This window comes from Paractinoplanes ovalisporus (genome assembly GCF_016834655.1).
Taxonomy (GTDB): domain Bacteria; phylum Actinomycetota; class Actinomycetes; order Mycobacteriales; family Micromonosporaceae; genus Actinoplanes; species Actinoplanes ovalisporus.
The window spans coordinates 544,471-569,060 of sequence record NZ_JAENHP010000004.1 but is presented as its reverse complement, the minus strand read 5'-3'; the positions used below and the strand labels follow the sequence as shown (position 1 = coordinate 569,060).

The window sequence follows — 24,590 nt, the reverse complement described above, 5'->3', positions numbered from 1 at the left end:
ATGGTGCGGCGGGGGTTGGCGCTGCTGATGACGATGTTCGTCATGGTTGTGGCGTCGATCGTGTGGGCGGTGGCGGCTCCGCCTGCTTCGGCTGCGCCTGCCCGGGCGCCGGGGGGCGCCTGCAGCGTCGAGGAGTGGCAGGGAGATTTCAAAGGCTGCGTCAGCCGCCTCGCTGATGTAGGTGCGAGTCGCGCTCAGTGCCTGACTCCCCCTACCCCCAGCACCCCTGACTCCGGGCTTGCGGGATGGTTCGCAGAACGTCCGGAATCGTCGACGAAAAACGGACCGCAGGGCCTCTACAGCCAGTACGGATACGCGGGATACAGCTACACGACTTACGACTTGGACAGCGGTTGCGCGTCCACATTGATCGACCCGGATTACAAATTTGAGACGACGGTCGCCAACGGCGAGTTCATGATTGCTACTGCGATCATTGGAGCATCGAACGCCCTTCGAGAGCGCGCGTGGGACCCGGCGTCCCTCTGGGGTTGGGCCGATCCTCTCGTTGACCAAGCCACCAAGGCGGTCTACGAGAAAGTCTTCAGCGTCTTCGGCGTGATCACGTTGGCGATCGTGGGCATTTATCTGCTCTGGCGGTCTCGGCAAGCGGAAATGGGCGCGGCGACGACAACAGCTGGTTGGGCCATCCTGGTGATGGTGGCTGTAACAGCGATCGCTGCGTGGCCTGTCCGCTCGGCCAACATTGCAGATCAGAGCTTGATTACGACGCTCGGCGTGGTGCATGACGCTGTCGGCCCGCGGGCTCAGAACACCCCGGCGAGCCAGTGCGACGATCCGACACCGGGAGCCTGTGACGACAACCGGCCGCCGGCTGTCCGGGCGAGCGACACCTCCACCGAAACCATGCTCTATCGCAACTGGCTACGCGGTCTCCTTGGCTCGGCGGACAGCGAAACCGCGCAGAAGTACGGCAAAGCCCTCTACGACGCCCGTTCCTTCTCGTGGCGTGATGCCGAGCGTCTTCGCACCAATCCTGCTGACCGCGACGCGACAATCGACGCCAAGAACACTCAGTGGGAAAAGGTCGCCGAGCAGATCAAACAGGAAGACCCCGAGGCATACCAATACCTTCAGGGCGTCAACGGCATGGACCGTATCGGCGCCGGATTCATCGCAATGCTGGCCGCGATCATGTTCGCGATGTTCGACGTGACGGCATCCGTCCTGGTCCTACTGGGCTTCTTGGTCTTCCGATGGGCAGTGATCGCTGCACCGATCCTCGGAACAATCGGCCTTCTACGCCCGGCCAACGCCGGAATCAAGCGGCTCGGCAACGCTGTCGTCGCCGCTGTCTTCAACATCGCCATCTTTGGCACAGGTGCAGCTATCTATCTGTTCGCCGTCGATTTGATCATGAATACGGCGAGCCTGCCCGGTTGGCTCCAGGTAGTGCTGGTCTGGTTGTGCGGTGTCGTCGGCTGGCTTCTCCTACGCCCGTACCGACGGGTGACCCAGCTGGGCGGCAAGGACGGCGCCCGCACGATCGCCACCGGCTCCTGGCACCGGAAGTTCTTCCGGGACATGCGTGAGGCTTCCAAGCTCGACACGGTTGACGCCGGTGACGGCGGCCAGATCGTCAGCAAGGGCGGCCGGACGGTCTACGTCGATCAGGGCAACCTGCGGCCAGAGGCGCGGCTCGAGGACCCCTCGCACGCCGCAAGGCGGACGGATGCGGATCCGGTCATCGCCGGTGGCCGGGGCGGCGCTTCGGCTCCGACGCGGCCGGACGGCAACGAGTCGTCGCGCGAAGAGGCACCGGTCCCGGTGGCCGCGGCCCGGCCAACGCCGAACCGGCAGCAGAGGACCTCCGGCTGGAGCGAGCCGGACGTGTCGGAGCAGCCGTCGTCCTACGCGATCTACCGCCCCGAGACCGGCAGCACCAGCGCCGAACCGGCGACGCCACGGACGCCGCGCATCCGGTCCGAGGCCAAGTGATCGCATGCCCCGCTCTCTCGAACTCGGCCTCAATCGGATCTTCCGCTCCCGCTGGGGTGTCGCGATCGTCCTCGCCGTCATCGTGCTGGCGATCATCGGCATCGGCCGGTTGTTCGCCGGCGACGACGGTTCGCAGCCGTCGCTGGGCACCGCCTCGCCCGGCCCGGTGGTGAGCGCCGACCCCAAGGATGACGACAGCGTCATCGAGACCGATCCGCCGCCCAGCCCGTCGACCAGTCCGGGCCGGGCGCAGCCGGAGGCGGTCGCCTACGCCTTCGCGTCGGCCTGGGCCGACCATCAGAACGTCACGCCCAAGGCATGGCGTGCGCAGCTGCTGCCGAACTCGACCAGCAAACTGGCCGACGAACTGGACGGCGTCGAACCGGAGTCGGTTCCGGCCGAGCGGGTGATCGGCCGGCCCAGCCTGGTGCCGGTGAGCGAGACCGTGGTCAACGCGGTCGTCACGATGGACACCGGCAAGCTCAGCCTGCGCCTGATCTCGCCGGACGGCCACTGGCGGGTCGACGGGATCGACTGGGACCCGGCGTGAGCATTCCCAAGCCGCGGAAGATCGTCCTCCTCGTCGCGCTGGTCGCGACGCTGGCGCTGCTCTGTTGCGGCGGGAGCATCACCGCGCTGTTCGTCGGCGGTCTGACCGACGAGGGCAACAACAAGCTGACCGCCTCCGGCGGGTGCGGCAAGGCGGGACCGGTCGATCCGGACACCAAGCTGCCGCGGGTCCGGCCGTACGGCGCCGAGCAGATCCGGAACGCGGCCATCATCATCAATGTCGGGGCCGACCTGAAGATGCCGCCCCGGGCCTGGGTCATCGCGATCGCCACGGCGATGCAGGAGTCCCGGCTGAACAACCTCGGCAACCTGGGCTCGCGCAACGACCACGACTCGCTCGGCCTGTTCCAGCAGCGACCGAGCAGCGGTTGGGGCTCGCCGGCCCAGGTGCGGGACCCGGTCTATGCGAGCACGAAGTTCTACAACAAGCTCAAGACGATCCCCGGCTGGGAGAAGATGTCGCTCACCCGGGCGGCGCAGCGGGTGCAGATCAGCGCCTATCCGGACGCCTACGCCAAGCACGAACCCCTCGCGACCCAGATCGTGAACTCGCTCGCCGATGGCGCCGCCAACGCGGTCGGCAGCTCGCTGACCATGGTGTGCGCCTCGGGCGGCCAGATCGCGGCCTCGGGCTGGACCCTCCCGGTCGGCGCGGTGGTCGGCTCCGGGTTCCGTACCGCCTCGCGCCCCACCCATCAGGGCGTCGACCTGATCGCCGGCAAGGAGACGCCGATCGCGGCCGCGGCCAGCGGCATCGTCTCGAAGGTCAAGTGCGACGAGGACCACCGCGGGCGGCGGACCTGCAACGTCGACGGCTACCCGGGCAAGGGCGGATGCGGTTGGATGGTGGAGATCCAGCACGCCGGCGACGTCATGACGAGGTACTGCCACATGATCAGGGCACCCTTCGTGAAGGAGGGCCAGGAGGTGACGGCCGGCGAGATCATCGGCCGGGTCGGCAGCAGCGGCAACTCGTCCGGGCCCCACCTGCACTTCGAGGTCCACCTCAACAACGACCGGTCCAGTGCCGGGGCGATCAACCCGGTGCAGTTCATGCGCGAGCAGGGCGCGCCGCTGGGAGGTGCGGGATGAGCGGGGAGTCGTTCCCCGACCCGTTCGCCGGGCACCCCGAGTGGGAGCTGGAGCCGCCGCGCCCGATCGTGCCGACGCCGGCCACCATGAGCGGCCAGCTGCGCGGACGACGGGTTCTGATCGGCCTGCCCGGGCACGGCTGGCGCTCGGACCTCCGGGCCGACGAGAAGGTCGTGCAGGGCAGCCGCACCTACGTCCCGATCATGACCGAGGGCGAGTGGTACCGCGCCGAGGCCGAGCAGACCGAGATCTTTGCCCCGCTCGTGCCCGTGGAGCGGGTCTGGGTCGAGGAGTACGGCGTCGCGGGCATCACGTTGCCGGCCGCCGACGCCGCCTCACGTCTCGTATCGCTGGACGAACCCGCCCGTCGGACGCCGGTGGCCGCTCTGGACGCTCCGTCGCTCTCTGGGCGCCGGGTGGTGCGGTTGCTCGACGACGGTGGTGAGGAACGGGACCTTCGCGCGGTGACCGAGCTCCACACCAACAATCAGGGCGACGTCTGTGCCCGCGTCACGACCGAGCTCGACTGGTATCGGTGGGGTTGGAGCGGCCATGCACCCCGAACACTCGAGGTGTCGGCCCACCTACTTTGGGTTGAGTAGCGTCAAGCTTTCCTGGTTGCGCTGCAAACACGCCACCCGTCTTGATCGAGCAGGCCGAACATCCAAGGTTCGGTGCGGCTGCTCACCTGCTGGCCGCCCTTGGATCCCGTGATGACCAGGTCAACGCTGACCGACGTCGAGCCATCTGTCGTGCCGGAAACCCTAAGTGACTCCCAGACAGCGGTGACGGTTGTTCCGAAGTTCTGCTCGCGGTCGACCATCTCGGTGCGGAGAGAAGCGATCTGACCCAGCTGCGCATCGCTCTTGCAGCTGTAGAGCGCGGCTTCGTCATCGCTCCGATTCACCAGATAGGCCCGCAGAAAACTCGATGTCACCTGGTCCGGGTCGGCGCGCTCGATCTTTGTTTCCTCGTCGTAGAGCAGCACCGCCACCCCCACACCCCCGAGGCAGAGCAGCGCCACAATCCCCGCCCCCAGAGCCAGCCACAACCGCAACCGCCGGTTACGCGGCTTCTTGACCGGCGCCGCCGAGGCCGCCACCGGCGCCGCCCCACCCGGCGGCGGGGGCGTGTCTCCGGTCACTGGCTCCTGCGGCTGCACACTCACGACAGTAGTGCCTCCACACACCTATCACCCCGGACGGGGCGTGGACGGCACAAGCCCGGACGACGCGGACACCGAACCGAGCACCGGGAACGCGATGCCCCGCTCCGTCTGGGATAAGTTTTATCCGCGCACACAGGAGGTGAGGGCGGTGGTGGATTCGGCTTTGCGGGTCCAGCAGGCTGCCGCTTTGCACCGGCAGGCGGCCGCCCTCGCGGATGCCGCCTCGGCCGCGCTCGATGCTGACGCCTCGACGCCCGATCCGCTGGAGCAGCATCGCCTGGCGGAAGATCTGCGGGCGGCGGCCGGCGCGCTGGCGCCCGGCTGGCTCGGCGCGCCCCTCGACGCGCAGTCGGTGAACACTCCGCTCGGTGGTGTCTACCCGCCGCAGTTCGTCCGTCTGGGGGCCGCTCAGCTGCTCGACGACGCCCGTTTCCCGGCGATCGTCCCGCTGCTGGGCACGGGTCATCTCACGATCGATGCGACGGCGACCGATTCCCGGGTCTTCGGCCTGCTGCGGTCGGTTCTGTTGCGGTTGCTGGCCGCCGCCCCGGCCGGTTCGCTGCTGGTGCGCGCGGTTGACGGCATCGGCGGCGGCGAGGTGTTCGCCCCGTTCGCCGACCTGCGTGACGCCGGCCTGATGTCGCCTCCGGCCACCGACCGCCAAGGCCTGCGTGACGTGCTCGCCGAGGCCGAGAAGTGGCTGCGCCCGGGCCGGGGGGTGGCGCCGCGGCGCACCCGGCGCGACCGCATGATGCTGGTGGTCATCGCGAGCCTGCCCGAGCTGACCGAGGGCGAGGAGTTGCGCCGCATCGCCGCGCTCGCCCAGCAGGGCCCCGACTCCGGCCTGCACCTGATCGTGGCGGGCTGGCCGCCGCCCCCGCTGACCGCCGAGACGACCCAGGCGCCGCTGCCGCGCACGACGATGGTGTCGGTCCGCAACCCGTACGCGGTGATCGGCGACCCGCCCGGGGCGACGTACGGCTCGACCTCGGACGTCTCGTGGCTCAACGCACCGGTGTTCCTCGACGACGATCCGCCGCCCCACCTGATCGACGCGGTCTGCCGTGAGCTGGCCGCGCATTCGGCCGCCGCGTCCCGGGTCACGCTGGCCGACCTGCTGCCCGAGCCGGGCGAGGAGTTGTGGGCGGGTGACGCGGCCGAGGGGCTGAGCGCGGTGGTCGGCCATGACGGTGACACCCCGCTGGCGCTGCGCTTCAACGACCTGACACCACACTGGATGGTCGGCGGCCGGTCGGGCGCGGGCAAGACGGCCTTCCTGATCAACGTGCTGTACGGGCTGGGCGCGCGTTACAGCCCGTCCGAGCTGGCGCTCTATCTGCTCGACTTCAAAGAGGGCGTGACGTTCGCCGAGTTCGTGCCGACCCGCAGCGACCGCACGTGGCTGCCCCACGCGCGGGCGGTGGGTGTCGAGGCCGACCGGGAGTACGGGCTGGCCGTGCTCCGCGAGCTCAACGCGGAGATGTCGCGCCGCTCCACCGCGTACGAGAGGGCGGGTGTCTCGACCCTCAAGGAGTTGCGCGCGGCAGCCGCCGAGGACGGCCTCAAACGACCTCTGCCCCGCATCCTGTGCGTGATCGACGAGTTCCCGGTGCTGCTGGCGGGGGGCGACCCGGTGGCGACCGAGGCGGCGTCGCTGCTCGAGGCGCTGACCCGCACGGGCCGCACCTGCGGCATCCATCTGGTGCTGGCCAGCCAGGCCCTGACCGGCATCGAGGCGCTCTACACCAAGCGTGACTCGTTCTTCGGCCAGTTCCCGGTCCGCATCGCGCTGCCCGGCGGCGGTGACGTGCTGGAGCCGGCGAACGACTCGGCGGCCGGGCTGCCGCTGGGCACGGCGGTGGTGAACACGGCGGGTGGTCTGGGCGGGCCACGCGGCGCCACCCGCGGGCACGAGCGCATCATCCGCTTCCCCGACCCGCACGCCGACGAGGAGTTGCTGAGCGACCTGCGGCACAAGCTGTGGGGTTCCCGCGATCCGGAGTCGCAGCCGCCGCGCATCTTCGCCGGCTACGCCCATCAACATCTCGCCGACGACCCGACCTACCGGCTGGCGCTGGCCGGCCGCGGTGGGGCTCCGGCCGCGCTGCTGGGCCGCGCGCTCGACGTGAACCTGTCCACCGTGGCGTTCCCCCTCGGCGCGGCGCCGGGCCGGCATCTGGCGATCTTCGGGTCGCAGGCGTCGGCGTCCGAGGTGCTCGACGCGGCCACGCGCAGTGTGGCCGCCTACCACCAACCCCGTACGGCGCGGTTCGTGATCGCCTCGCTCACCGCCGAGGGGCATCGTCTCGCCGAGGCCCTGGCCGCCGAGATCGGTCACCGGCAGGAGGTCGCGCTGGTCGACCGGGCCGGGCTGGCAGCCGAGTTCGATCCCGGCCGTCCCGGCTACCGCGTCGTCTTCGGCATGGACGCGATCGCCCCCGAGACGCTGACCGGTCTTCCGGCGTTCCTGCGCGACGGCCCGTCCCGCGGCGCGCACCTGCTGTCGTGGTGGCGCGATCCCCGCATGTTCACCGGCGGTGACGACGTCGCCGGGCTGCTGTTCCTCAACGTGCCGACGGCCGAGGTGTCCACGATGATCGGCCGGCCGGTGGAGTGGCAGCCGCGGCCCAACCGGGCGCTGCTGCATGACCGTGAGTCCGACCGTACGGTCTCTCTCGTGCCGTTCCTCGATCCCGGCGTGGGCGACGACTGGGGTGATGAGGCGTGACCGACCAGCAGGAGACGACCAGCGCGATCCCGGCCCAGCCGGCTCCCCCGGCGCCGGGTCCGTGGGCCGATTATCTGGCCGCCGCCCAGCGCCTCGATGCCGTGCGACGGGCCGCGAGCGCGGCGTCGGCCGAGCATCAGGGGGCGGTCACGGCCGCGAGGCAGGAGCTTTCCTCCGTACGGTCGAGGCTCGCGGCCCAGGAGACCCGGCTGGCGCGTGATCTGGCCGTGCCGGTGCTCGAGCTGCGGCCGCAGTCGGCCGATCTGGAGGTGGCCGCTCAGGCCGCCGGCACGGGTCCCGCGTCCGCGCTCGCCGCGTTGCAGCAGGCCCGCCGCAGTGCCGACGCCGCCGACGCCCTGCTGACCGAGGCTGCCCCGGCCCGCCGCTGGCGCCCGTGGGCGCGCAACCTGCTCGTCTACGGCCCGTTCGCGGCGGTCGTGCTGATCGTGCAGATCGCGCTCTACCTGGTCGCCGATCCGGGCTCGGTGCCGACCTACGCGCTGCTGTGCGGCCTGACCATGCCGGTGATCGCCTTCGGTCTGGGCTGGGTCACGATCGGCTTCGTCTACGGCGGCGACCCGGGCGGGGTCGACCGCACCCCGATCATCGGGGCCGTCGCCTGCCTGGTCCCGGTGCTGCTCACCTGCATGGGCGTAGGACTCGCGTCGTTCCTCAACTGACACCGCGCCGAGACACCCACGTCGCCGCACCCTTCACCGCCCACACTCACGCACCGCGACGCCCCACGCCGCCGCACCGCCCTACTCCCACCCCGGGCCGCGCCGCCCGCACACCGCATCGCGCCGCCGCATCGCCGGTCGCGAGCGTGCGACCGGAGATCAGGGTAGGGCGGCGGTCAGATCGACCTCGACCAGCTGGCCCCGGAAGCCCAGTGAGGCGACGCCGAGCAGCGTCGAGGCGGTCGTGAAGGCGGGCGCCAGCGGTGACTCGTTGAGCCGGTCCCAGACGGCGGCGAGCTGGGCGCTGTCCGGGCTCACCACATAGATCACCGAGCGCACCACGTCGGCCGGGGCGGCGCCGGCGGCTTCGAGCACGGCCAGGCAGTTGGTGATCACCTGGTCGGTCTGCGCGTCGAAGTCGCCCGGTTCGCCGACGACCTTGCCGTCGAGGTCGAGCGGGCACTGACCGGCGAGGTGGGCGAGGCGTCCCGCCGACGAGATGGTGATGTGCGTGTAGCCCGGCGGCTCGTGGACGGTGGCGGGGTTGAATTTCTCGATCACCCGGCCAGTATTCCGACCCCGCGATGCGCCCGACACCGATTAACCACCCCTCGCCCACTCAGCAGCACAATCCGACCCGCCGCGCGACCAGGACGACCCCACCCACGGCGGCCAAACGAAACAGCCCGCCGCGCGACCGGGACGGGCCCAACAGGGCGGTTAGCCGAACCAGCCGGGGACGTCGACCGGGAAGCCGGTGGCGGGCACGACCGTACGCAGGGACGACTCGAGCGAAGTGACCCGCTCCGCGCCCAGCTTCTCGACCCAGCGCGCCCGCAACCGGTCGAAGATCTCGGCCGACTGGGCCAGCATGTCGAGGCCGAGCGGCGTCAGCCGGATGAGCTTGCGGCGGGCGTCGTGGGGATCGTCGACCCGCTCGACATAGCCCAGCGCGGCCAGCCGGTCGACGGTCTTGCCGGCGGCCTGTTTCGAGACGCCGAGCCGCCGCCCGACCTCGCTGGCCGTGGCCCCGGCGGGCCCGATCGCCTGCATCGCGAAGCCGTGGACCGGCCGCGCGTCGGGATGCCCGCGCGTGGCGAGTTCCGCGTGCAGCTCGTCGATGAGCGCCCGGAAGCCCGCGAACAGCAGCAACGGCAGCTCGAAGCCGGGCGGGTCAGCGGGCGGCATTGGCAAACTCGACAACCTGGTTTACTGTTTCGACAACCACGTTGACGAGTTTACCGGAGGAACGATGTTCACCCCGCACACCCTGGAGTCCGCCCCGGCCGCGTCCCGGCCGCTGATCGAATCGACGGTGCAGCACCTGGGCCACCTGCCCGGCGCGGTCGGCCTGCTCGCCGAGTCGCCCGAGATGCTCGGCGGGTTTCTGCAGGCCAGCAACCTGTTCGAGGCGAGCACACTCGACCCGTTGGCCCGCGAGGTGGTGGTCATGGTGATCGCGGCCCGCAACCAGTGCCGCGTCTGCCTGGCCATGCACACCGGCCGCCTGCGCACACTGGGCGCCGACGCGAGGCTGATCGCCGCCCTGCGTACGGGGGAAACGCCGGACGACCCCCGGCTGGCGGCGTTGCGGGAATTCACGCTGCGGGTGCTGGCCACGGCCGGCGAGGTGCCCGACGACCAGATGACCGAGTTCCTGGCGGCCGGCTACACGCGGCGCAACGCGCTCGAGGTGGTGCTGGGCATCGGGACGTACACGATGTCGACCCTGGCCAACCGCATGGTCCGCGCGTGAGAGATGCCGCGCGGGAAACGCCGCATGAGAGATGCCGCGCGGGAAACGCCGCGTGAGAGATGCCGCGCGGGAACGCCGACGGGCGGAAATTCCGGGCCCAGACGTCAGCGGGCGTTGATCAGCGCCATCGCCTCGGCGCGCACCTTGGCGTCGGTCTGGTAGGCCCCGCGCACCGCCGAGGTGACCGTACGGGCCCCCACCTTGCGGATGCCGCGCATCTCCATGCACAGGTGCTCGCACTCGAGCACCACGATCGCCCCGCGCGCGTCCAGCTTCTCCATCAGCAGGTCGGCGATCTGCGAGGTCAGCCTCTCCTGCACCTGGGGCCGGCGGGCGTAGACCTCGACCAGGCGGGCCAGCTTGGAGAGCCCGGTGATCCGGCCGTGCGGGCCGGGGATGTAGCCGATGTGCGCCACGCCCTTGAAGGGCAGCAGGTGGTGCTCGCACATGCTCATCACTTCGATGTCGCGGACGAGCACCATCTCTTCGTGGTCGGCCTCGAACGTCGTCCGCAGCACGTCGGCCGGGTCGACCCGCAGGCCGGCGAACAACTCCGCATAGGCCCGGGCCACCCGGGCCGGGGTGCGTTCGAGCCCGTCGCGGTCGGGATCTTCGCCGACCGCGATGAGGATCTCGCGAACCGCCTTCTCGATCCGCCCGAGGTCGACGGCCTGCTCGACCGGAGCACCGGTGAGCTTGCCGTCGACCAGGCGGGCGGCGAGATAGTCGAGCTCGTCGTCGTCGCTTATCAGTTGCTGCCTTCCGAGCTGCTGCTGCCGTTCGGGTTGGGCCCGACAGCGATCTGTCCGTCCGCCTCGGCCTGCGCCTTGAGCTTGTCGCGCTCGGCCGGGGTCAGCACCGGGGGCGCCTCGGAGGGCAGGCGCTTGCCGAAGCCGTTGAACGGCGACATCGGCGGGCGCTTGACCACCCGGACACAGATCCGATCCATGTCCTCGCGGGTGATGGTCTCCTTCTCCATCAGCTCGAGGACCATGCTGTCGAGGACGTCCCGGTATTCGACCAGGATCTCCCACGCCTCGTCGTGCGCCAGCTCGATCAGCGCGCGCACCTCGGCGTCGATGTCGGCCGCCACCGAGTCGGAGTAGTCCCGCTCGTGACCCATGTTGCGACCCATGAACGGCTCGTCGCCGCTGGTGCCGTACTTCACCGCACCGAGCTTGGAGCTCATGCCGTACTGGGTGACCATGGCCCGGGCCAGGCCGGACGCCTTCTCGATGTCGTTGCCGGCGCCGGTGGTGGGCTCGTGGAAGACGAGCTCCTCGGCGGCCCGGCCACCCAGCGCGTAGGCCAGGGTGTCGATCATCTCGGCGCGGGTCTGGGTGTACTTGTCTTCGGTCGGCAGCACCAGCGTGTGACCCAGCGAGCGGCCACGCGGCAGGATCGTCACCTTGTGCACCGGCGCGGAGTGCGGCAACGCGTAGGCCACCAGCGCGTGACCACCCTCGTGGTACGCGGTGATCTTCTTCTCGTTGTCGCTCATCGCCCGGGTGCGGCGCTCGGGGCCGGCGATGACGCGGTCGATCGACTCCTCGAGGAACTCGTTGGAGATCGCCCGCTTCTCGTTACGCGCGGTGAGCAGCGCGGCTTCGTTGATCACGTTGGCCAGGTCGGCGCCGGAGAAGCCCGGCGTGCGGCGGGCCACCGAGTCGAGGTCGACGTCGGGCGTGAACGGCTTGCCCTTGGCGTGCACCCGCAGGATCTGCTTGCGACCCTCCATGTCCGGGTTGTCGACCGGGATCTGGCGGTCGAAACGGCCGGGGCGCAGCAGGGCCGGGTCGAGGATGTCGGGCCGGTTGGTGGCCGCGATCAGGATGACCCCGCCCTTGGTGTCGAAGCCGTCCATCTCGACGAGCAGCTGGTTGAGCGTCTGCTCGCGCTCGTCGTGACCGCCGCCCATGCCGGCGCCGCGGTGACGGCCGACGGCGTCGATCTCGTCGACGAAGACGATCGCCGGCGCGTTCGACTTGGCCTGCTCGAACAGGTCGCGGACACGGCTGGCGCCGACACCGACGAACATCTCGACGAAGTCGGAACCGGAGATCGAGTAGAACGGCACCCCGGCCTCGCCGGCGACCGCGCGGGCCAGCAGCGTCTTACCGGTTCCGGGCGGGCCGAAGAGCAGCACGCCCTTCGGGATCTTGGCGCCGAGAGCCTGGTACTTCGCCGGGTTCTGCAGGAAGTCCTTGATCTCGTGCAGCTCCTGGACCGCCTCTTCCGAGCCCGCCACGTCGGCGAACGTCGTCTTGGGCGTGTCCTTGGTGATCATCTTCGCCTTGGACTTGCCGAAGTTGAGCACCCGCGAGCCGCCACCCTGCATCTGCGACATGAACAGCAGCAGCAGGATCACGAGGATCGCGATCGGCAGCAGGTTGATCAGCAGGCTGAAGAGGATGTTGTCGCCCGAGACGGTGGCGTTGATCGTGCCGGTGATCCGGCCCGCGGTCTTGGCTTCCTGCACCTCGTTCCAGATCGACTGCGTGACCTCGTACGGGTACTGGGTCTCGATCTTGTCGGTGGTCTTGCCCTCGAACCGCTCGGGCGAGGCGAGATCGATCTGGAGCGTCTGCTCCTTGTCCTTCTGGACGACCTTCTCGATGCCGGGCTGGTTCAGGCGCTCGAGCGCCACCGAGGTATCTACGCGCTGGTAGCTCGGACCACTGGTGAAGAACGAGCTCAGCGCAATCACGCCGATGATCACCAGAATGATCCAGACCACCGGGCGGCGGAAGAAACGCGTACGTTCCATACTCTTGTCGGGCGCCAAGCGCCCGGACCCTCCTGATCGGCGTCCTGGTCACCTCAACGTGCCGCCCACCGGCGGCCCCGGTCCGACGATGCCGTCCCGGCCCCTCCGGCGCTTGTGACACTGCGCCATCGGTCACTCGACGGTACACCGTGGGTGCCGGTTGCGAACCCGTGAGCCCGCTGCCCGGACATCCGCAGGCCGTCGCCCGTTCAGCAAGCTTTAGTGGCAAAACCGCCCATAAGGACGGATTTCTGAGAAGAGGCTGAGAAACGGTTCAGCTACGGGCGTAGACCTCGGGCTTCAGCACACCCACGTACGGAAGCTCGCGGTAGCGCTCGGCGAAGTCCAGACCGTAACCGACGACGAACTCGTTCGGGATGTCGAAGCCCACGTACTTCACCGGGACCTGCACCTTCACCGCGTCGGGCTTGCGGAACAGGGCGACCACCTCGACGCTGGCCGCGGAGCGCGACTGCAGGTACTTCATCAGCCACGACAGGGTGAGACCGGAGTCGACGATGTCTTCCACCACGACCACGTGCCGGCCGGTGATGTCGCGGTCGAGGTCCTTGAGGATGCGCACGACGCCGGACGACGTGGTGCCCTGCCCGTAGGACGAGACCGCCATGAACTCCATCTCGGTGGAGGGACCGTGGTTGCCCAGCGCGCGGGCGAAGTCGGCCATGAACATGACCGCACCCTTGAGCACGCAGACCAGCAGGATGCCCTCTTCGGCGTCCGCGTGGTCGGCGGAGACCTGCTTCGCCAGTTCGGCGATCTTTTCCCGGATCTGCTCCTCGGAGATGATCACGTGGTCGATGTCGGCGTCGTACCAGGACCCGTCAGCCATGGCCCCAGCGTGCCGCATGAAGGTTGCCGTCCGCCGCACGGGGCGGCGATCAACTGCGGCCTAACCGCAGGAAAACCGCCTCTTCCGCCCAGCTCGACCGCCAAATCCGACAACCGGAGTGACAACTCTCACAGGCGATCAGGGCACTCGAACGAGTGCGCCGTGGTCGCGGACGACCCGAATGCCCCCCGGGAGGTGTACGGCACCCTGGCCGCGCCAATCGGTGACGAGGGCGTCGAGCGCCTCGACATGCCGATGCGACAGGGCACCTCCGGGCGCGCCGAGCTCCCGCGCCCACATGTGCAGCACTCGCCGTCGAACCGCCATCCGCATACCCGACAAATCAGAAATCTCCAGCTTGTCGGGGAGCAGCCACCGCCTCCCCCACCCGCCCTGGGAGAGCTCGGAACCTACACCGGTGTCAAGTGCGGGCTGCTCGGTTGTCCACAGCCGTGCCTCGGTTTTCCACAGGACCGCCGCGGCCAGCTCGTCCAGCGCCTCGTTGTCGGCCGCGATCATCGACGCCGACCGAGCCAGATTGGCCACGACCGCTGGGCCGAGCGCCTCGACAAGGGCGGGAAGAGCCTTTCCCCGTACGCGGGAACGTGCGAACGCCGGATCCGAGTTCTGGGGGTCCTCCCATGGCGCCGGCCCGTGAGCGGCGCAGGCCTTGCGCGTGTCGGCCCGGGCCACGTCGAGCAGTGGCCGCACGAAGATCCCCTTGCGGGCCGGCATCCCGGACAGTCCGCGCGGCCCCGCACCCCGGGCCAGCGCCAGCAGCACCGTCTCGGCCTGATCGTCGCGGGTGTGCCCGAGCAGCACCGCCACCGCCCCGGCCCGCTCGGCCGCGGCCGCCAACGCCTCATACCGGGCCGTTCGAGCCGCCGCCTCCGGTCCGCCGGGCCGTCCGGCCACCGACACCGTCTCGACCAGCACCGGCGCGAACCCCGCCCCGGACGCCCATGCGGCCAGCTCGGCGGCCCGCTCGGCCGAACCGGCCTGCAGCCCGTGATCAACCGTCACCAGACCGACGTCGGCCCCGACGAACCGGGCCGCCGCGGCCAGCGCCAGCGAATCCGCCCCGCCCGAGCACGCCACCAGGACCAGGCCGTCCGCGGGCAGGGCCCGGCGCACGGCCAGCCGCACCGCGGCGACGGCGGGCGGGATCCGGGCCACTACCCGCCGATCGCGGGCTGCGACCCGTGCACCCGGGTCACCCAGGCGTCGGGGTCGCCGAGCTCGTCGAGCCGCGGCAGGGTCAGCGGCGAGTCGAAGATCTTGTTGAAGCCGTCCATGCCGACCCGCTCGACCACGCCGTGCACAAACTTGCGGCCCTCGGCGTACTGCCGCATCTTGACCTCGATGCCGAGCAGCCGCCGTACCGCCTTCTCGAGGGGGTTGCCGGTCTCGCGCCGGCGGTTGAACTTGGCCCGGATCGACTCGACGCTCGGGATCACGTCGGGGCCGACGCCGTCCATCACGAACTCGGCGTGACCCTCGAGCAGGGTCATCAGCGCGGTCAGGCGGTCGAGCACGGCCTTCTGCGCCGGCGTCTGCACGATGTCGAGCACCGAGGAGCGGCTTTCCGGGTCGCGCAGCGCGTCGGAGAGCGTGGCGACACCCCGGCGCATGCGCTCGAGGATGTGTTCGGTGCTCTGCGAGGCGTCGACGAAGGCCTGCACCTCGCCCAGGAAATAGCCGCGCATCCACGGGACGGCGGTGAACTGGGTGCGGTGGGTGACCTCGTGCAGGCAGACCCAGAGCCGGAAGTCACGCGGGTCGGCGCCCAGCTTGCGCTCGACCTCGACGATGTTCGGCGCGTTGAGCAGCAGCTGGCCCGGGTTGCCGGAGAACACCTCGTACTGCCCGAGGACCCGGCCGGAGAGATAGGCCAGGATGGTGCCGGCCTGCACGCCGGTGACCCGCGAGCCGATCGCGTCGGCCAGGCCGCCCGGCTGCTTGTCGCCGGAGAGCCGGGTCACCAGCGGGATGATCACCTGTTTGAGGCCCTCGATGTTGACCGCGGCCCAGTCCTTGCGGTCGACCACCCGGACGGGCGGCACCTCGACCTGCGAACTCAGGCCCGTGTAGGCCGCGACGTGGCCCGCGGCCTCGTCGGTGAGGTTCCGCAGCTCGGTCACCACCGTCATCGCGTCGTCATAGGAGACCGCGGGGCCGGATTTCGAGAGCGCGCCCGCGGTCGCAGCGGCCAGATCCCAGTCAACGAACTGCGCCATGCCACCCACCGTACCCGCGGAAATCGAGCCCAGACTCAGGTGAAACCCCGAGATCAGCACCCCCGGTCCAACCACCCCACCCGCCACCCGAACCGGATCAACTGCAATCACACTGAACTAAACGAGCCGCCACCCGGTCGAGCGCAGCCCGCCCGGTAACCGCGTTCCCCGACCCGCTCGCCATGATCGCGAAGACCAGCAGCCGCCCGTCGGCCGTGGTCAGCATCCCGGCCATCGTGTTGACCCCGCTGAGCGTCCCCGTCTTGGCCCGCACCACACCCTGGCCGACCTGGTTGGCCTGCGGCTTCACGAAACGCTTGAGCATCGTGCCCGACCAGCCGGCCACCGGCAGCCCGCCGAACATACTGCTCAGGGCCGGTTGCTCACCCGAGGCGGCGAAGGCCAGCAACTGCGTCAGCAGCGTCGGGCTGATCCCGTTGTTGCGCGACAGCCCGCTCGCGTCGTAGAGGTTGGCCTCGTCGGCCGGCAGCCCGAGGTCGCGGATCCGCCCGATGATCGCCTCGGTGGTGTCGTCGAACGTGCCCGGCTTGCCGCCGGCGATCGCGACCTGCCGCCCCAGCGCCTCGGCCGCGGTGTTGTCGCTCTGCTCGAGCATCCAGTCGGTGAGCTGCACCATCGGCGGCGACTGCACCACGCCCAGCGGTGCGCCCGGCGCGACCTCCCCCGCGGCGGCCGAGGCGGCCACGGGAGCTTTGCCCTTTTTGACAGCCGACGAGGGCACTCCGAGCATCTTCGCGAACGCCTTGGCCGCCGCGTCGGCCGGATTCGACGACCGCGGATCCCCGCCGAACTCGTTGTGGATCGGCTTGACCCGCCCCGCGTTGACCATCAGCGCCTGGATCCGCGACACCTGGCCGAACGAGATGTCGCTGCCGTCCCAGCCCCGGGCCGTCTCGGGCCCGCTGAACAGCGAGATGTCGTACAGCACCCGGGTCGGTTTGGTCGTCCCCAGCGCCTTCTTGACCTGCGCCGCGAGCGTGTCGAGGCGCGCCGCCCCCGGGAACAGCTTGTTCGCGGTGGTGGCCAGCGTCGGATCCCCGCCGCCGATCAGCACCACCTCACCGGGCCGGCTGCCCGCGACCACCCGGGTGCTCAGCCGGTACGACGGCCCGCGCGAGCTCAGCACCGCCGCCGCCGTCAGCAGTTTTGTGGTCGAGGCGGGCGTGGTCATGGTGTCGGCGTTCCGCGCGTAGAGCACTTCGCCCGAGGCCACGTCCAGCACCGCGACGTGCACCTTGGTCCCCAGCGCGGTCGACTTCACCAGCGGGTCGATGGCCCTTGTCACGCTGTCGGCGGTGAGTGCCGCGCCTCCCCCGGTGGCTGCCACGAGCACCGGTGTCGGCGACGGGTCGGGCGTCGGCGGCGCTGTCGTGGGCGTGTTGGTCGGTTCGGCCGACAGCCACCCGGCCACCGGTCCCGGGCGCACCAGTCCGACCACGCCGGCCGCCACGACCAGGGCGATCACGACCGAAAGAGCCACCACCCATTTCGTACGGGATTTCCGACCGCGCCCGTCCGTCCCTGGCCCGGCCGCGTCGTTGGTCACGGCCGTGCGGCCCGCTGCGGGGGATGCTGCCGGGGCGCGCATATCGGTCCCGCCGCCCCCGGCCCCCGGGGCGCGCAGATCAGTCCCGCCGCCCGGCCCCGGTCGCTCGTTCGGCCCCGCTCCGACGGCGGCCGCCCCGCGCGCGGCCGCGTGCTCCACTCCCGGCCCGACCCCCGCCGCTCCTCGCGCGACCTGGTCCGCCTCTTGGCCCGAGCCCGGCGCGACCGCACCCTCAGCGGGACCGTTCGACGCCCCGCCGGCCCGGGCGGCGCTGTCCGGCACCACAGGCTGGGCCGGTGACGTGGGCCGAAGGTTGTTGATCGGCACGGACGCCCGCCCATAGGTGCCGCCGGCCACGGCCGCGGTGCCCGGCGCGGACGCCCAGGCCCCCTGAGCCCGCTCACCGGCGGAGGGCTGGTCCGACAGCTCGACCCCAGCGTTGCTCAGAGCCCGCGCCGCCACTTCGCTCGGGCCACCGCCACCTGGGTTCGGCGGCGAATTGTCGGAACTGTCGGCAAATGGGCGCGGTGACGACGGCGGCGGCGCCTGGCGATTTTCCGGCGCGGGCACGGACCCCCGCGGCGCTTGTTGCGGATCGCTCAAAAGCTGTGCCCGACCGGCCACCGATTCCGGCCGAACGGGTGGCGTCGACACGGTCGCCCGACCAGCCTCAACGGCCGTTTCGGGGGACGGTTGAGGCTTTTGTGCCCCCATGTGCCCCCTGAGGTCGACGGTGGCTTCGGGCTGGGGCGAAGCCGCACCGGCCGGGCCCGCCGCCGGGTTACCGTTTCCGGAGCCCCGATGCGACTCGGACACGCCGTCGTAGTCGGGACCATCGTGTGAATCTTGCCTCCCCACGAGCCCCTCCTAGAACGCGGCGTAAGACTTAGGGGAGACTAGCGACATCCGGCACACCGACGCGCGCGGATCCTGTCGGCCGCTACTGTCCGGCCGCAGTTTTCCCCGCCCCGTGGGACCGGTCTTTCTCTCGAGCGGGCGAACAAGGGAGCACAACATGGATTTCGACGTAGTGGTTGAGATCCCCAAGGGGCACCGCAACAAGTACGAGGTCGACCACAAGACGGGTCGCATTCGGCTCGACCGGACCCTGTTCACCTCGACGCAGTACCCGGCCGACTACGGCTTCATCGAGGGCACCCTGGGCCAGGACGGCGACCCGCTGGACGCGCTCGTGCTGGTGCAGGAGCCGACCTTCCCGGGCTGCCTGATCCGGGCGCGCGCCATCGGCATGTACCGCATGACCGACGAGAAGGGCCGCGACGACAAGGTCCTCTGCGTGCCGTTCGAGGACCCGCGCCAGGAGCACCTGCGCGACATCCACCACCTGGGCGAGTTCGACCGGATGGAGATCCAGCACTTCTTCACGGTCTACAAGGACCTGGAGCCGGGCAAGTCGGTCGAGGGCGCCACCTGGACCGGCCGGGTCGAGGCCGAGGAGGAGATCAAGGCCTCCTTCAAGCGCCAGGAGGCCGCCGAGGCCGAGGGCCACGAGCACTGACCTGAGCAAGAGAAAGGTCGCGCCCCGCCGTCGCCCGCCGACGTCGCGCGGCCGCTGAACGAGCAACAAGCGTGGACGGCAGCTGAGAAGCGCCGTCCACGCTGCTTTTCCGAGCAGGTCGAAAAGACCGGCAGATCAGCGGCCGATGCCGGTCACCGCGTCATAGAGGCCGACCACCGCGCAGGCCACCGGGATCACCGACACGACCACGAGCGTGTCCAGCATGTCGGCGGCCCGGCCCAGATAGGGCGAGGGCGGCTTGCGCGAATAGGTCGCCCCGGCCACCACGGTGATCAACGCCAGTACCAGCGCCGCCCCGACCATCCCGAGCAGCACCGTCGCGTCGGCGCCGCGCAGCATGTCGACGCCGAGCGCCGCGATGCCGGCCAGACCGCCCACCACCAGCGGCACCCGCTGGCGCAGGGTGACGAACAGCCGTGAGCGCAGCAGCAGCGCCGCCGCCGAGACGGCGATCAGGATGCGGGTGGAGAGCGAACCGTCGACGGCCAGGACGCTGAACGCGGCCACAGCCAGCACGGCGTGGCCGAGCAGCATGCCCGCCAGCAGTTCCTCGGTTCGGGTCACGGCCGCGAAGACGGTGGCCCGGTCGGGGCGTTCGCGGGCGGCGTCGAGCGCGCTCGAGGCGCTGACCCCGGTGAACCCCTCGGCCGCCTCGGCGCCGGTGGGCAGCGTGACCGGCGGCATCGGCACCTTGCCGAAGCGGATCGCCAGCAGCGGCAGCGCGCCGATCCCGCAGACCAGGATCGAGATCAGCACCGCGGCGGCCCCGGCGGCGCTGGTGACCATGCTGGTCAGCGCCGCGACCGCACCGAACAGCCCGACCACGGCGCCGGCCGTGAAGAGCCGCAGCTGACCGGCCACCCCGACCGCACCGAGCGCGGCGACCAGCAGCAGCGCGACCGATCCGGCCAGCAGTTCCGAGCCGCCGAGCCAGGGCAGCAGCCCGAAGACGCCGACCGGGTCCTCGGTGGCGACGAGAACGGCGCCACCGGCGAAGGCGAACGGCATCGCGTACGCACCGAGAGCCGCCCCGGCGCGGGCATCCCCGTACGCGCGGGAAGCCGTCACCCCGGCCAGCGCGAGCAGCACCGCGAGCCCGAGCCCGGCGAAGGCCGCACCGGTCCATCCTGGACCCGCGGCGAGCACCGCGATCAGGCCGAGCGCGAGCAGCACCCCGGCCCCGACCAGCGTCGCCGTGCGGGTGGAGGCCGGCGTCCACGCGTTGCCGCGGCGGCGCGCGCCCTCGGCGATGGCCTCGACCACGTCGTCGTACTCGAGCTCGGGCCACTCGTCGTGGGCCGGCACCAGGTGGAGCACCTCGCCGTCCCGCACGCCCTGGGGGAACAGACCCTGAGCCGTGGCCAGCGCGACCCCGTCGGTGCGCCGCAGCACCCAGCCGCCGTGTCGCTCGCCGTCGTCGGCCAGGCCCTCACCCGCGTGCCGCAGCACCTCGGGCAGCAGCTCGGCCAGCGGCACGTGCTCGGGCAGGGCCACGTCGATGCGGCGCTGCGGGGCGCTGATCGTGACCCGCGCCAATCCGATACTCATGGACACCTCCCCGTTCCCCGTTTTACCCCGCCGCCGCACATCGACGAGGACGAGGCTGCGGGCGCAAGCGCACTTTACCTACGATGAGCCCAGGGCAACGCCCAGTGGCGACCCGCCAATATGGACGAAAGGGACAAAGGGCGGAATGAGTACGGTAGTGATCAAGCGGTCGGCCCGGCGCCCCGCGCCGGAGATCCCGACCGGCGAGATCGCTGTCGAGCCCCCGCCCGAGATCCCGCAGGCGGCCGGCGGGCGCTGGCAGCAGGCGATGATGGCGCTGCCGATGCTGGGCGGCTCGGTCGCGATGGCCATGATGATGGGCCAGGGCCGCACGGGGGCCTATTCCTATGTGATCGGTGGCCTGTTCGGCATCTCGTCGGTCGCCATGCTGGCCACCAGCTTCGGCTCGAACGGCTCGCCCAAGAAGGCCGAGATGATGGCAGCCCGCCGCGAATACCTGCGGCACCTCTCCGGCCTGCGTAAACGCGTCCGCGAGACGGCCCGCAAGCAGCGCGTGGGCCTGCTCTACCGCCACCCCGACCCGACCAAGCTCTGGTCCACCGCCGGCAGCCACCGGGTGTGGGAGCGGCGCACCAGCGACCCCGACTTCGGCGTGGTCCGGCTCGCCGTCGGGCCGCAGACGCTGGCCACGCCCCTGCTGCCGCCGGTGACCCGCCCGCTCGACGAGCTCGAGCCGATGACCGCGGGCGCGCTGCGACGCTTCCTCGACGCCTACTCCGTGGTGCCCGACCTGCCTGTGGCGGCCTCGCTGCGCGGGTTCGCGCGCGTGTTCCTGCGGGCCGGCGGTCCGGGCGCGACCAGCGACGTGCAGGGCCTGACCCGCGCCGTGGTCGCGCAGCTGGCCACGTTCCACGCGCCCGACGACCTGATCGTCGCGGTCTGCGCCGGCCCCGAACGCCGCTCGTCGTGGGAGTGGGTCAAGTGGCTGCCGCACAACCTGCACCCGGCCCGCACCGATGCGCTCGGTCACGTGCGCCTGGTCGCGAGCACCGGCCAGGAGCTGGAGAAACTGCTCGAAGACGTGATCGGCAACCGCCCCCGGTTCAACCCGATGGGCCAGAGCGTCAGCACGCCGCACGTGGTGATCGTGCTCGACGGCGCCGACCTCAAGGGCGCGACCCAGCTCGACGACGGCATCGACGGCGTCACCGTCCTCGACCTCGACGAGCAACCACCCCGGCTGCTCGACCGCTCGCTGCTCGTGCTCGAGGTCGCGCACCATTCCGGCCGCCGGGTGCTCAACACGTATTCGATGGAGCACGAGGCCGAGGTCGGGCAGCCCGACCAGCTCAGCGTCGAGGAGGCCGAGGCGGTCGCGCGGCGGCTGTCCCCGCTGCGCCTGGCCGCGATGTCGAAGTCGTCCGACACCCCGCTGTCGACCGAGATGGGCCTGGCCGATCTGCTCAACATCGGCGACCCCGAGACGTTCAGCGTGGCCCAGGCCTGGATGCCCCGGCCCAACCGCGACAAGCTGCGCGTGCCGATCGGCGTCGGGGCCGACGGCGCCCCGGTCGAGCTCGACCTCAAGGAGTCGGCCCAGGACGGCATGGGCCCGCACGGCCTGCTGATCGGGGCCACCGGTTCGGGCAAGTCCGAGCTGCTGCGCACGCTGGTGCTGGCGCTCGCCACGTCGCATTCGTCCGAGTCGCTGAACTTCGTCCTGATCGACTTCAAGGGCGGCGCGACGTTCGCCTCGCTCGACCGCCTGCCGCACACCGCCGCCGTGATCACCAACCTGGCCGACGAACTGCCACTGGTCGACCGCATGGTCGACGCGATCGACGGCGAGATGATCCGGCGGCAGGAGGTGCTGCGCAAGGCCGGCAACTACGCCAGCCTGCGCGACTACGAGAAGGCCCGGGCCGGTGGCGCCGCCCTTCCGCCGCTGCCGTCGCTGCTCGTGATCTGTGACGAGTTCTCCGAGCTGCTCTCGGCCAAACCCGACTTCATCGACCTGTTCGTCCAGATCGGACGGCTGGGCCGGTCGCTCGGCGTGCACCTGCTGCTGGCCAGCCAGCGGCTCGAGGAGGGCCGGCTGCGCGGCCTCGACACCCACTTGTCATACCGGGTGGGCCTGCGGACCTTCTCGGCGCTCGAATCCCGGGCCGTGCTCGGCGTGCCGGACGCCTACGAGCTGCCGCGGTCCCCCGGCCACGGTTATCTCAAGTTCGGCACCGAGCCACTGCTGCGCTTCAAGGCCGCGTACGTCTCGGGCCCGTTGCCCAAGGCCCGCGCCCGCACCACCGGCGGCGGCGCCGGGGCCGAACCGCAGGTCCTGTCCTACTCGACGCGTTACGTCCCGGCGCCCAAGCCGGTGAAGCCGGTCGAGCCGAAGCCCGAGGAGATCCCGGCCGGCGAGAGCGTGCTCGACGTGATGGTCGACCGCCTCGGCGGTCAGGGGCCGCCGGCCCACCAGGTCTGGCTGCCGCCGCTCAACCAGTCCCCGGCCCTCGACGAGCTGCTCGGGCCGGTGGTGGTCGACCAGGCCCGTGGCCTGGCGTTCGCCAACCCGGAACTGCACGGCGCCCTCCAGGTGCCGATCGCGATGGTCGACAAGCCGCGCGAGCAGCTGCGCGACGTCATGTGGCTGCAACTCGCGGGCGCGGCCGGGCATGTGGCGATGGTCGGCTCCACGCTGAGCGGCAAGTCGACCGCGATGCGCTCGATGATCTGCGGGCTGGCGCTCACCCACACACCGGCCGAGGTGCAGGTCTACTGCCTCGACTTCGGTGGCGGTTCGCTCGGCACGCTGCGCGACCTGCCCCACGTGGGCGGCGTGTCGGGCCGGCTCGACACGGTGGGCGTCCGGCGTACGGTGGGCGAGATCTCCACTTTGCTCACTGAGCGCGAGGCGCGGTTCGCCGCCATGGGCATCGACTCGATGGCGTCGTACCGGCGCCGCCGGGCCAACACCGCCAGCCAGGCCGGCGACAACGACCCGTTCGGCGACGTCTTCCTCGTCGTGGACGGCTGGGCCACGCTGCGCAAAGAGTACGAAGAGCTGGAATCCGTCATCACCGACATCGCCACCCGCGGTCTCTCGTACGGCATCCACGTCGTCGCCGCGAGCTCCCGGTGGATGGACTTCCGGCCGGCGATCCGCGACCTGTTCGGCTCCAAACTCGAACTGCGTCTCGGCGACCCCAGCGACTCCACGGTCAACCGCCGGGCCGCGATGACGGTGCCCGAGAAGCCCGGCCGCGGCATCATCGAGCACCCGACCGACAAGAACAAGTTCCTCCACCTGCTCACGGTCCGGCCCGAACTGAGCACCCTGGCCGACACGTCCGACCTGGTCAAGGAGATCGCCACCAACTGGCACGGCGCTCCGGCGCCCCGGGTGCGTCTGCTTCCGGCCCTGGTGCCGTACGCGGACCTGGATCTCCAACGCAGCAGCGGCCTGCGCCTTCCCATCGGCATCTCCGAGGCCGACCTGCAGCCCGTCGAGATCGACTTCGCTTCCGACCCGCACTTCCTGCTCTTCGGCGACGCCGAGTGCGGCAAGTCGACGTTCCTGCGCGGCCTGGCCACGACGATCACGAACCGGTTCGCGCCCGAGGAGGCGCGGATCATCCTGGTCGACTACCGACGCTCCCTCATGGACCTTCCGGAGACCGAACACCGCATCGGGTACGGGATCCAGGCCCAGAAGACGCTCGAGCTGATGCAGTCGGTCGCCGGCTACATGGAACGCCGCCTGCCCGGCCCCGACGTGACCGCCCAGCAGCTGCGCGAACGGTCATGGTGGACCGGTCCCGAGCTGTTCGTGCTGGTCGACGATTACGACCTGGTCGTCGCCGGGCCGACCAACCCGCTCACCCCGCTGCTGGAATACCTGCCGCAGGCCCGCGACGTCGGCCTGCACCTGATCCTCACCCGGCGGGCCGGCGGCGCCAGCCGGGCCCTGTACGAGCCGGTCATCCAGCGCCTGCGCGAACTGTCGGCGCCGGGCCTGGTGATGTCCGGTCCGTCCGACGAGGGCGCACTGATCGGCAACGTCCGGCCGGTGCTGATGCCACCCGGCCGCGGACGTCTGCTCACGCGGCGTGAGGGCACACGGCTGATTCAGTTGGCGCACCTGGCGCCGTACTGACATGCGCGAAGATT

At 70.7% G+C, this 24,590-nt stretch carries 19 protein-coding genes; 9 read left to right on the top strand and 10 right to left on the bottom strand.

Annotation, left to right across the window (positions count from 1 at the left end; all coding sequences use genetic code 11):
- From JIG36_RS16705 to JIG36_RS16690, 4 genes are read left to right on the top strand one after another with little or no spacing between them, the layout of a single operon-like run.
- Positions 1 to 1,959, top strand: a complete 1,959-nt coding sequence (locus JIG36_RS16705) for a DMT family transporter (protein ID WP_203377176.1) — start codon at positions 1 to 3, stop codon at positions 1,957 to 1,959.
- 4 nt (positions 1,960 to 1,963) lie between these two features.
- Positions 1,964 to 2,509, top strand: coding sequence for a hypothetical protein (locus tag JIG36_RS16700; RefSeq protein ID WP_203377175.1), 546 nt, complete (start codon positions 1,964 to 1,966; stop codon positions 2,507 to 2,509).
- Entirely contained in the window at positions 2,506 to 3,621 is a 1,116-nt protein-coding gene (locus JIG36_RS16695) for a M23 family metallopeptidase (protein WP_203377174.1), read from the top strand. The genes JIG36_RS16700 and JIG36_RS16695 overlap by 4 nt, the downstream gene beginning before the upstream one ends.
- Positions 3,618 to 4,223, top strand: a complete 606-nt coding sequence (locus tag JIG36_RS16690) for a hypothetical protein (RefSeq protein ID WP_203377173.1) — start codon at positions 3,618 to 3,620, stop codon at positions 4,221 to 4,223. The genes JIG36_RS16695 and JIG36_RS16690 overlap by 4 nt, the downstream gene beginning before the upstream one ends.
- 2 nt (positions 4,224 to 4,225) lie before the next feature.
- On the opposite strand, the gene JIG36_RS16685 is transcribed toward JIG36_RS16690, so the two are convergent.
- A complete protein-coding gene (locus JIG36_RS16685; RefSeq protein WP_307872756.1) occupies positions 4,226 to 4,783 on the bottom strand; it encodes a hypothetical protein in 558 nt (185 codons plus the stop codon).
- A 100-nt stretch (positions 4,784 to 4,883) separates the two neighbouring features.
- On the opposite strand from JIG36_RS16685, the gene JIG36_RS16680 reads away from it, so the two are divergent.
- Both JIG36_RS16680 and JIG36_RS16675 read left to right on the top strand, forming a co-directional pair.
- Positions 4,884 to 7,517, top strand: a complete 2,634-nt coding sequence (locus tag JIG36_RS16680) for an FtsK/SpoIIIE domain-containing protein (protein WP_203377172.1) — start codon at positions 4,884 to 4,886, stop codon at positions 7,515 to 7,517.
- Complete coding sequence (locus JIG36_RS16675) at positions 7,514 to 8,197, top strand: hypothetical protein (RefSeq protein WP_307872754.1); 684 nt, start codon at positions 7,514 to 7,516, stop codon at positions 8,195 to 8,197. Before JIG36_RS16680 ends, JIG36_RS16675 begins: the two co-directional genes overlap by 4 nt.
- Positions 8,198 to 8,356: 159 nt before the next feature.
- Here JIG36_RS16675 and JIG36_RS16670 read toward each other — a convergent pair whose 3' ends face one another.
- Together JIG36_RS16670 and JIG36_RS16665 are read right to left on the bottom strand one after the other, a co-directional pair.
- Positions 8,357 to 8,758: a RidA family protein gene (locus JIG36_RS16670; protein WP_203377171.1), complete on the bottom strand. Its 402-nt coding sequence runs from the start codon at positions 8,756 to 8,758 to the stop codon at positions 8,357 to 8,359.
- Between the two features lie 159 nt (positions 8,759 to 8,917).
- Positions 8,918 to 9,385, bottom strand: a complete 468-nt coding sequence (locus JIG36_RS16665; protein WP_203377170.1) for a MarR family winged helix-turn-helix transcriptional regulator — start codon at positions 9,383 to 9,385, stop codon at positions 8,918 to 8,920.
- A gap of 64 nt (positions 9,386 to 9,449) precedes the next feature.
- Here JIG36_RS16665 and JIG36_RS16660 point away from each other — a divergent pair, with 64 nt between their 5' ends.
- Complete coding sequence (locus tag JIG36_RS16660) at positions 9,450 to 9,953, top strand: carboxymuconolactone decarboxylase family protein (RefSeq protein WP_203377169.1); 504 nt, start codon at positions 9,450 to 9,452, stop codon at positions 9,951 to 9,953.
- 104 nt (positions 9,954 to 10,057) lie between these two features.
- Here JIG36_RS16660 and folE read toward each other — a convergent pair whose 3' ends face one another.
- The 6 genes from folE to dacB all read right to left on the bottom strand — a co-directional run bounded on the left by folE (position 10,058) and on the right by dacB (position 17,308).
- Positions 10,058 to 10,705, bottom strand: a complete 648-nt coding sequence (gene folE, locus JIG36_RS16655) for a GTP cyclohydrolase I FolE (RefSeq protein ID WP_203377451.1) — start codon at positions 10,703 to 10,705, stop codon at positions 10,058 to 10,060.
- Entirely contained in the window at positions 10,702 to 12,720 is a 2,019-nt protein-coding gene (gene ftsH / locus JIG36_RS16650; protein ID WP_203377452.1) for an ATP-dependent zinc metalloprotease FtsH, read from the bottom strand. The genes folE and ftsH overlap by 4 nt, the downstream gene beginning before the upstream one ends.
- Before the next feature lie 274 nt (positions 12,721 to 12,994).
- The gene (hpt, locus tag JIG36_RS16645; protein WP_203377168.1) at positions 12,995 to 13,570 is read right to left on the bottom strand and encodes a hypoxanthine phosphoribosyltransferase; all 576 of its coding nucleotides are present in this window, start codon (positions 13,568 to 13,570) and stop codon (positions 12,995 to 12,997) included.
- A 138-nt stretch (positions 13,571 to 13,708) separates the two neighbouring features.
- A complete protein-coding gene (gene tilS / locus JIG36_RS16640; RefSeq protein WP_203377167.1) occupies positions 13,709 to 14,746 on the bottom strand; it encodes a tRNA lysidine(34) synthetase TilS in 1,038 nt (345 codons plus the stop codon).
- Positions 14,746 to 15,807 carry a zinc-dependent metalloprotease gene (locus tag JIG36_RS16635; protein WP_203377166.1) on the bottom strand — a complete coding sequence of 354 codons (1,062 nt, stop codon included), beginning with the start codon at positions 15,805 to 15,807 and terminating at the stop codon, positions 14,746 to 14,748. The genes tilS and JIG36_RS16635 overlap by 1 nt, the downstream gene beginning before the upstream one ends.
- A gap of 97 nt (positions 15,808 to 15,904) precedes the next feature.
- On the bottom strand, positions 15,905 to 17,308 hold the full coding sequence (gene dacB, locus JIG36_RS16630) for a D-alanyl-D-alanine carboxypeptidase/D-alanyl-D-alanine endopeptidase (protein WP_307872753.1): 1,404 nt from the start codon (positions 17,306 to 17,308) through the stop codon (positions 15,905 to 15,907).
- A gap of 1,081 nt (positions 17,309 to 18,389) precedes the next feature.
- Here dacB and JIG36_RS16625 point away from each other — a divergent pair.
- Positions 18,390 to 18,893 (top strand): inorganic diphosphatase, encoded by a 504-nt coding sequence (locus JIG36_RS16625; RefSeq protein WP_203377165.1) that lies wholly within the window; start codon positions 18,390 to 18,392, stop codon positions 18,891 to 18,893.
- A gap of 135 nt (positions 18,894 to 19,028) precedes the next feature.
- Here the strand turns inward: JIG36_RS16625 and eccD are convergent, their stop codons facing one another.
- Positions 19,029 to 20,462 carry a type VII secretion integral membrane protein EccD gene (eccD, locus tag JIG36_RS16620; RefSeq protein ID WP_203377164.1) on the bottom strand — a complete coding sequence of 478 codons (1,434 nt, stop codon included), beginning with the start codon at positions 20,460 to 20,462 and terminating at the stop codon, positions 19,029 to 19,031.
- A 145-nt stretch (positions 20,463 to 20,607) separates the two neighbouring features.
- Between eccD and eccCa the strand changes: the two genes are divergently transcribed.
- Positions 20,608 to 24,576 (top strand): type VII secretion protein EccCa, encoded by a 3,969-nt coding sequence (gene eccCa / locus JIG36_RS16615; protein WP_203377163.1) that lies wholly within the window; start codon positions 20,608 to 20,610, stop codon positions 24,574 to 24,576.
- Positions 24,577 to 24,590 lie beyond the last annotated feature (14 nt).

Coding starts and splice junctions, on each gene's coding strand:
- JIG36_RS16705 (WP_203377176.1), top strand. CDS start 1: ATGGTGCGGCGGGGGTTGGCGCTGCTGATGACGATGTTCGTCATGGTT.
- eccD (WP_203377164.1), bottom strand. CDS start 20,462: ATGAGTATCGGATTGGCGCGGGTCACGATCAGCGCCCCGCAGCGCCGC.
- JIG36_RS16635 (WP_203377166.1), bottom strand. CDS start 15,807: ATGGCGCAGTTCGTTGACTGGGATCTGGCCGCTGCGACCGCGGGCGCG.
- JIG36_RS16625 (WP_203377165.1), top strand. CDS start 18,390: ATGGATTTCGACGTAGTGGTTGAGATCCCCAAGGGGCACCGCAACAAG.
- JIG36_RS16660 (WP_203377169.1), top strand. CDS start 9,450: ATGTTCACCCCGCACACCCTGGAGTCCGCCCCGGCCGCGTCCCGGCCG.
- JIG36_RS16680 (WP_203377172.1), top strand. CDS start 4,884: ATGCCCCGCTCCGTCTGGGATAAGTTTTATCCGCGCACACAGGAGGTG.
- ftsH (WP_203377452.1), bottom strand. CDS start 12,720: ATGGAACGTACGCGTTTCTTCCGCCGCCCGGTGGTCTGGATCATTCTG.
- JIG36_RS16690 (WP_203377173.1), top strand. CDS start 3,618: ATGAGCGGGGAGTCGTTCCCCGACCCGTTCGCCGGGCACCCCGAGTGG.
- hpt (WP_203377168.1), bottom strand. CDS start 13,570: ATGGCTGACGGGTCCTGGTACGACGCCGACATCGACCACGTGATCATC.
- JIG36_RS16665 (WP_203377170.1), bottom strand. CDS start 9,385: ATGCCGCCCGCTGACCCGCCCGGCTTCGAGCTGCCGTTGCTGCTGTTC.
- eccCa (WP_203377163.1), top strand. CDS start 20,608: ATGAGTACGGTAGTGATCAAGCGGTCGGCCCGGCGCCCCGCGCCGGAG.
- JIG36_RS16700 (WP_203377175.1), top strand. CDS start 1,964: ATGCCCCGCTCTCTCGAACTCGGCCTCAATCGGATCTTCCGCTCCCGC.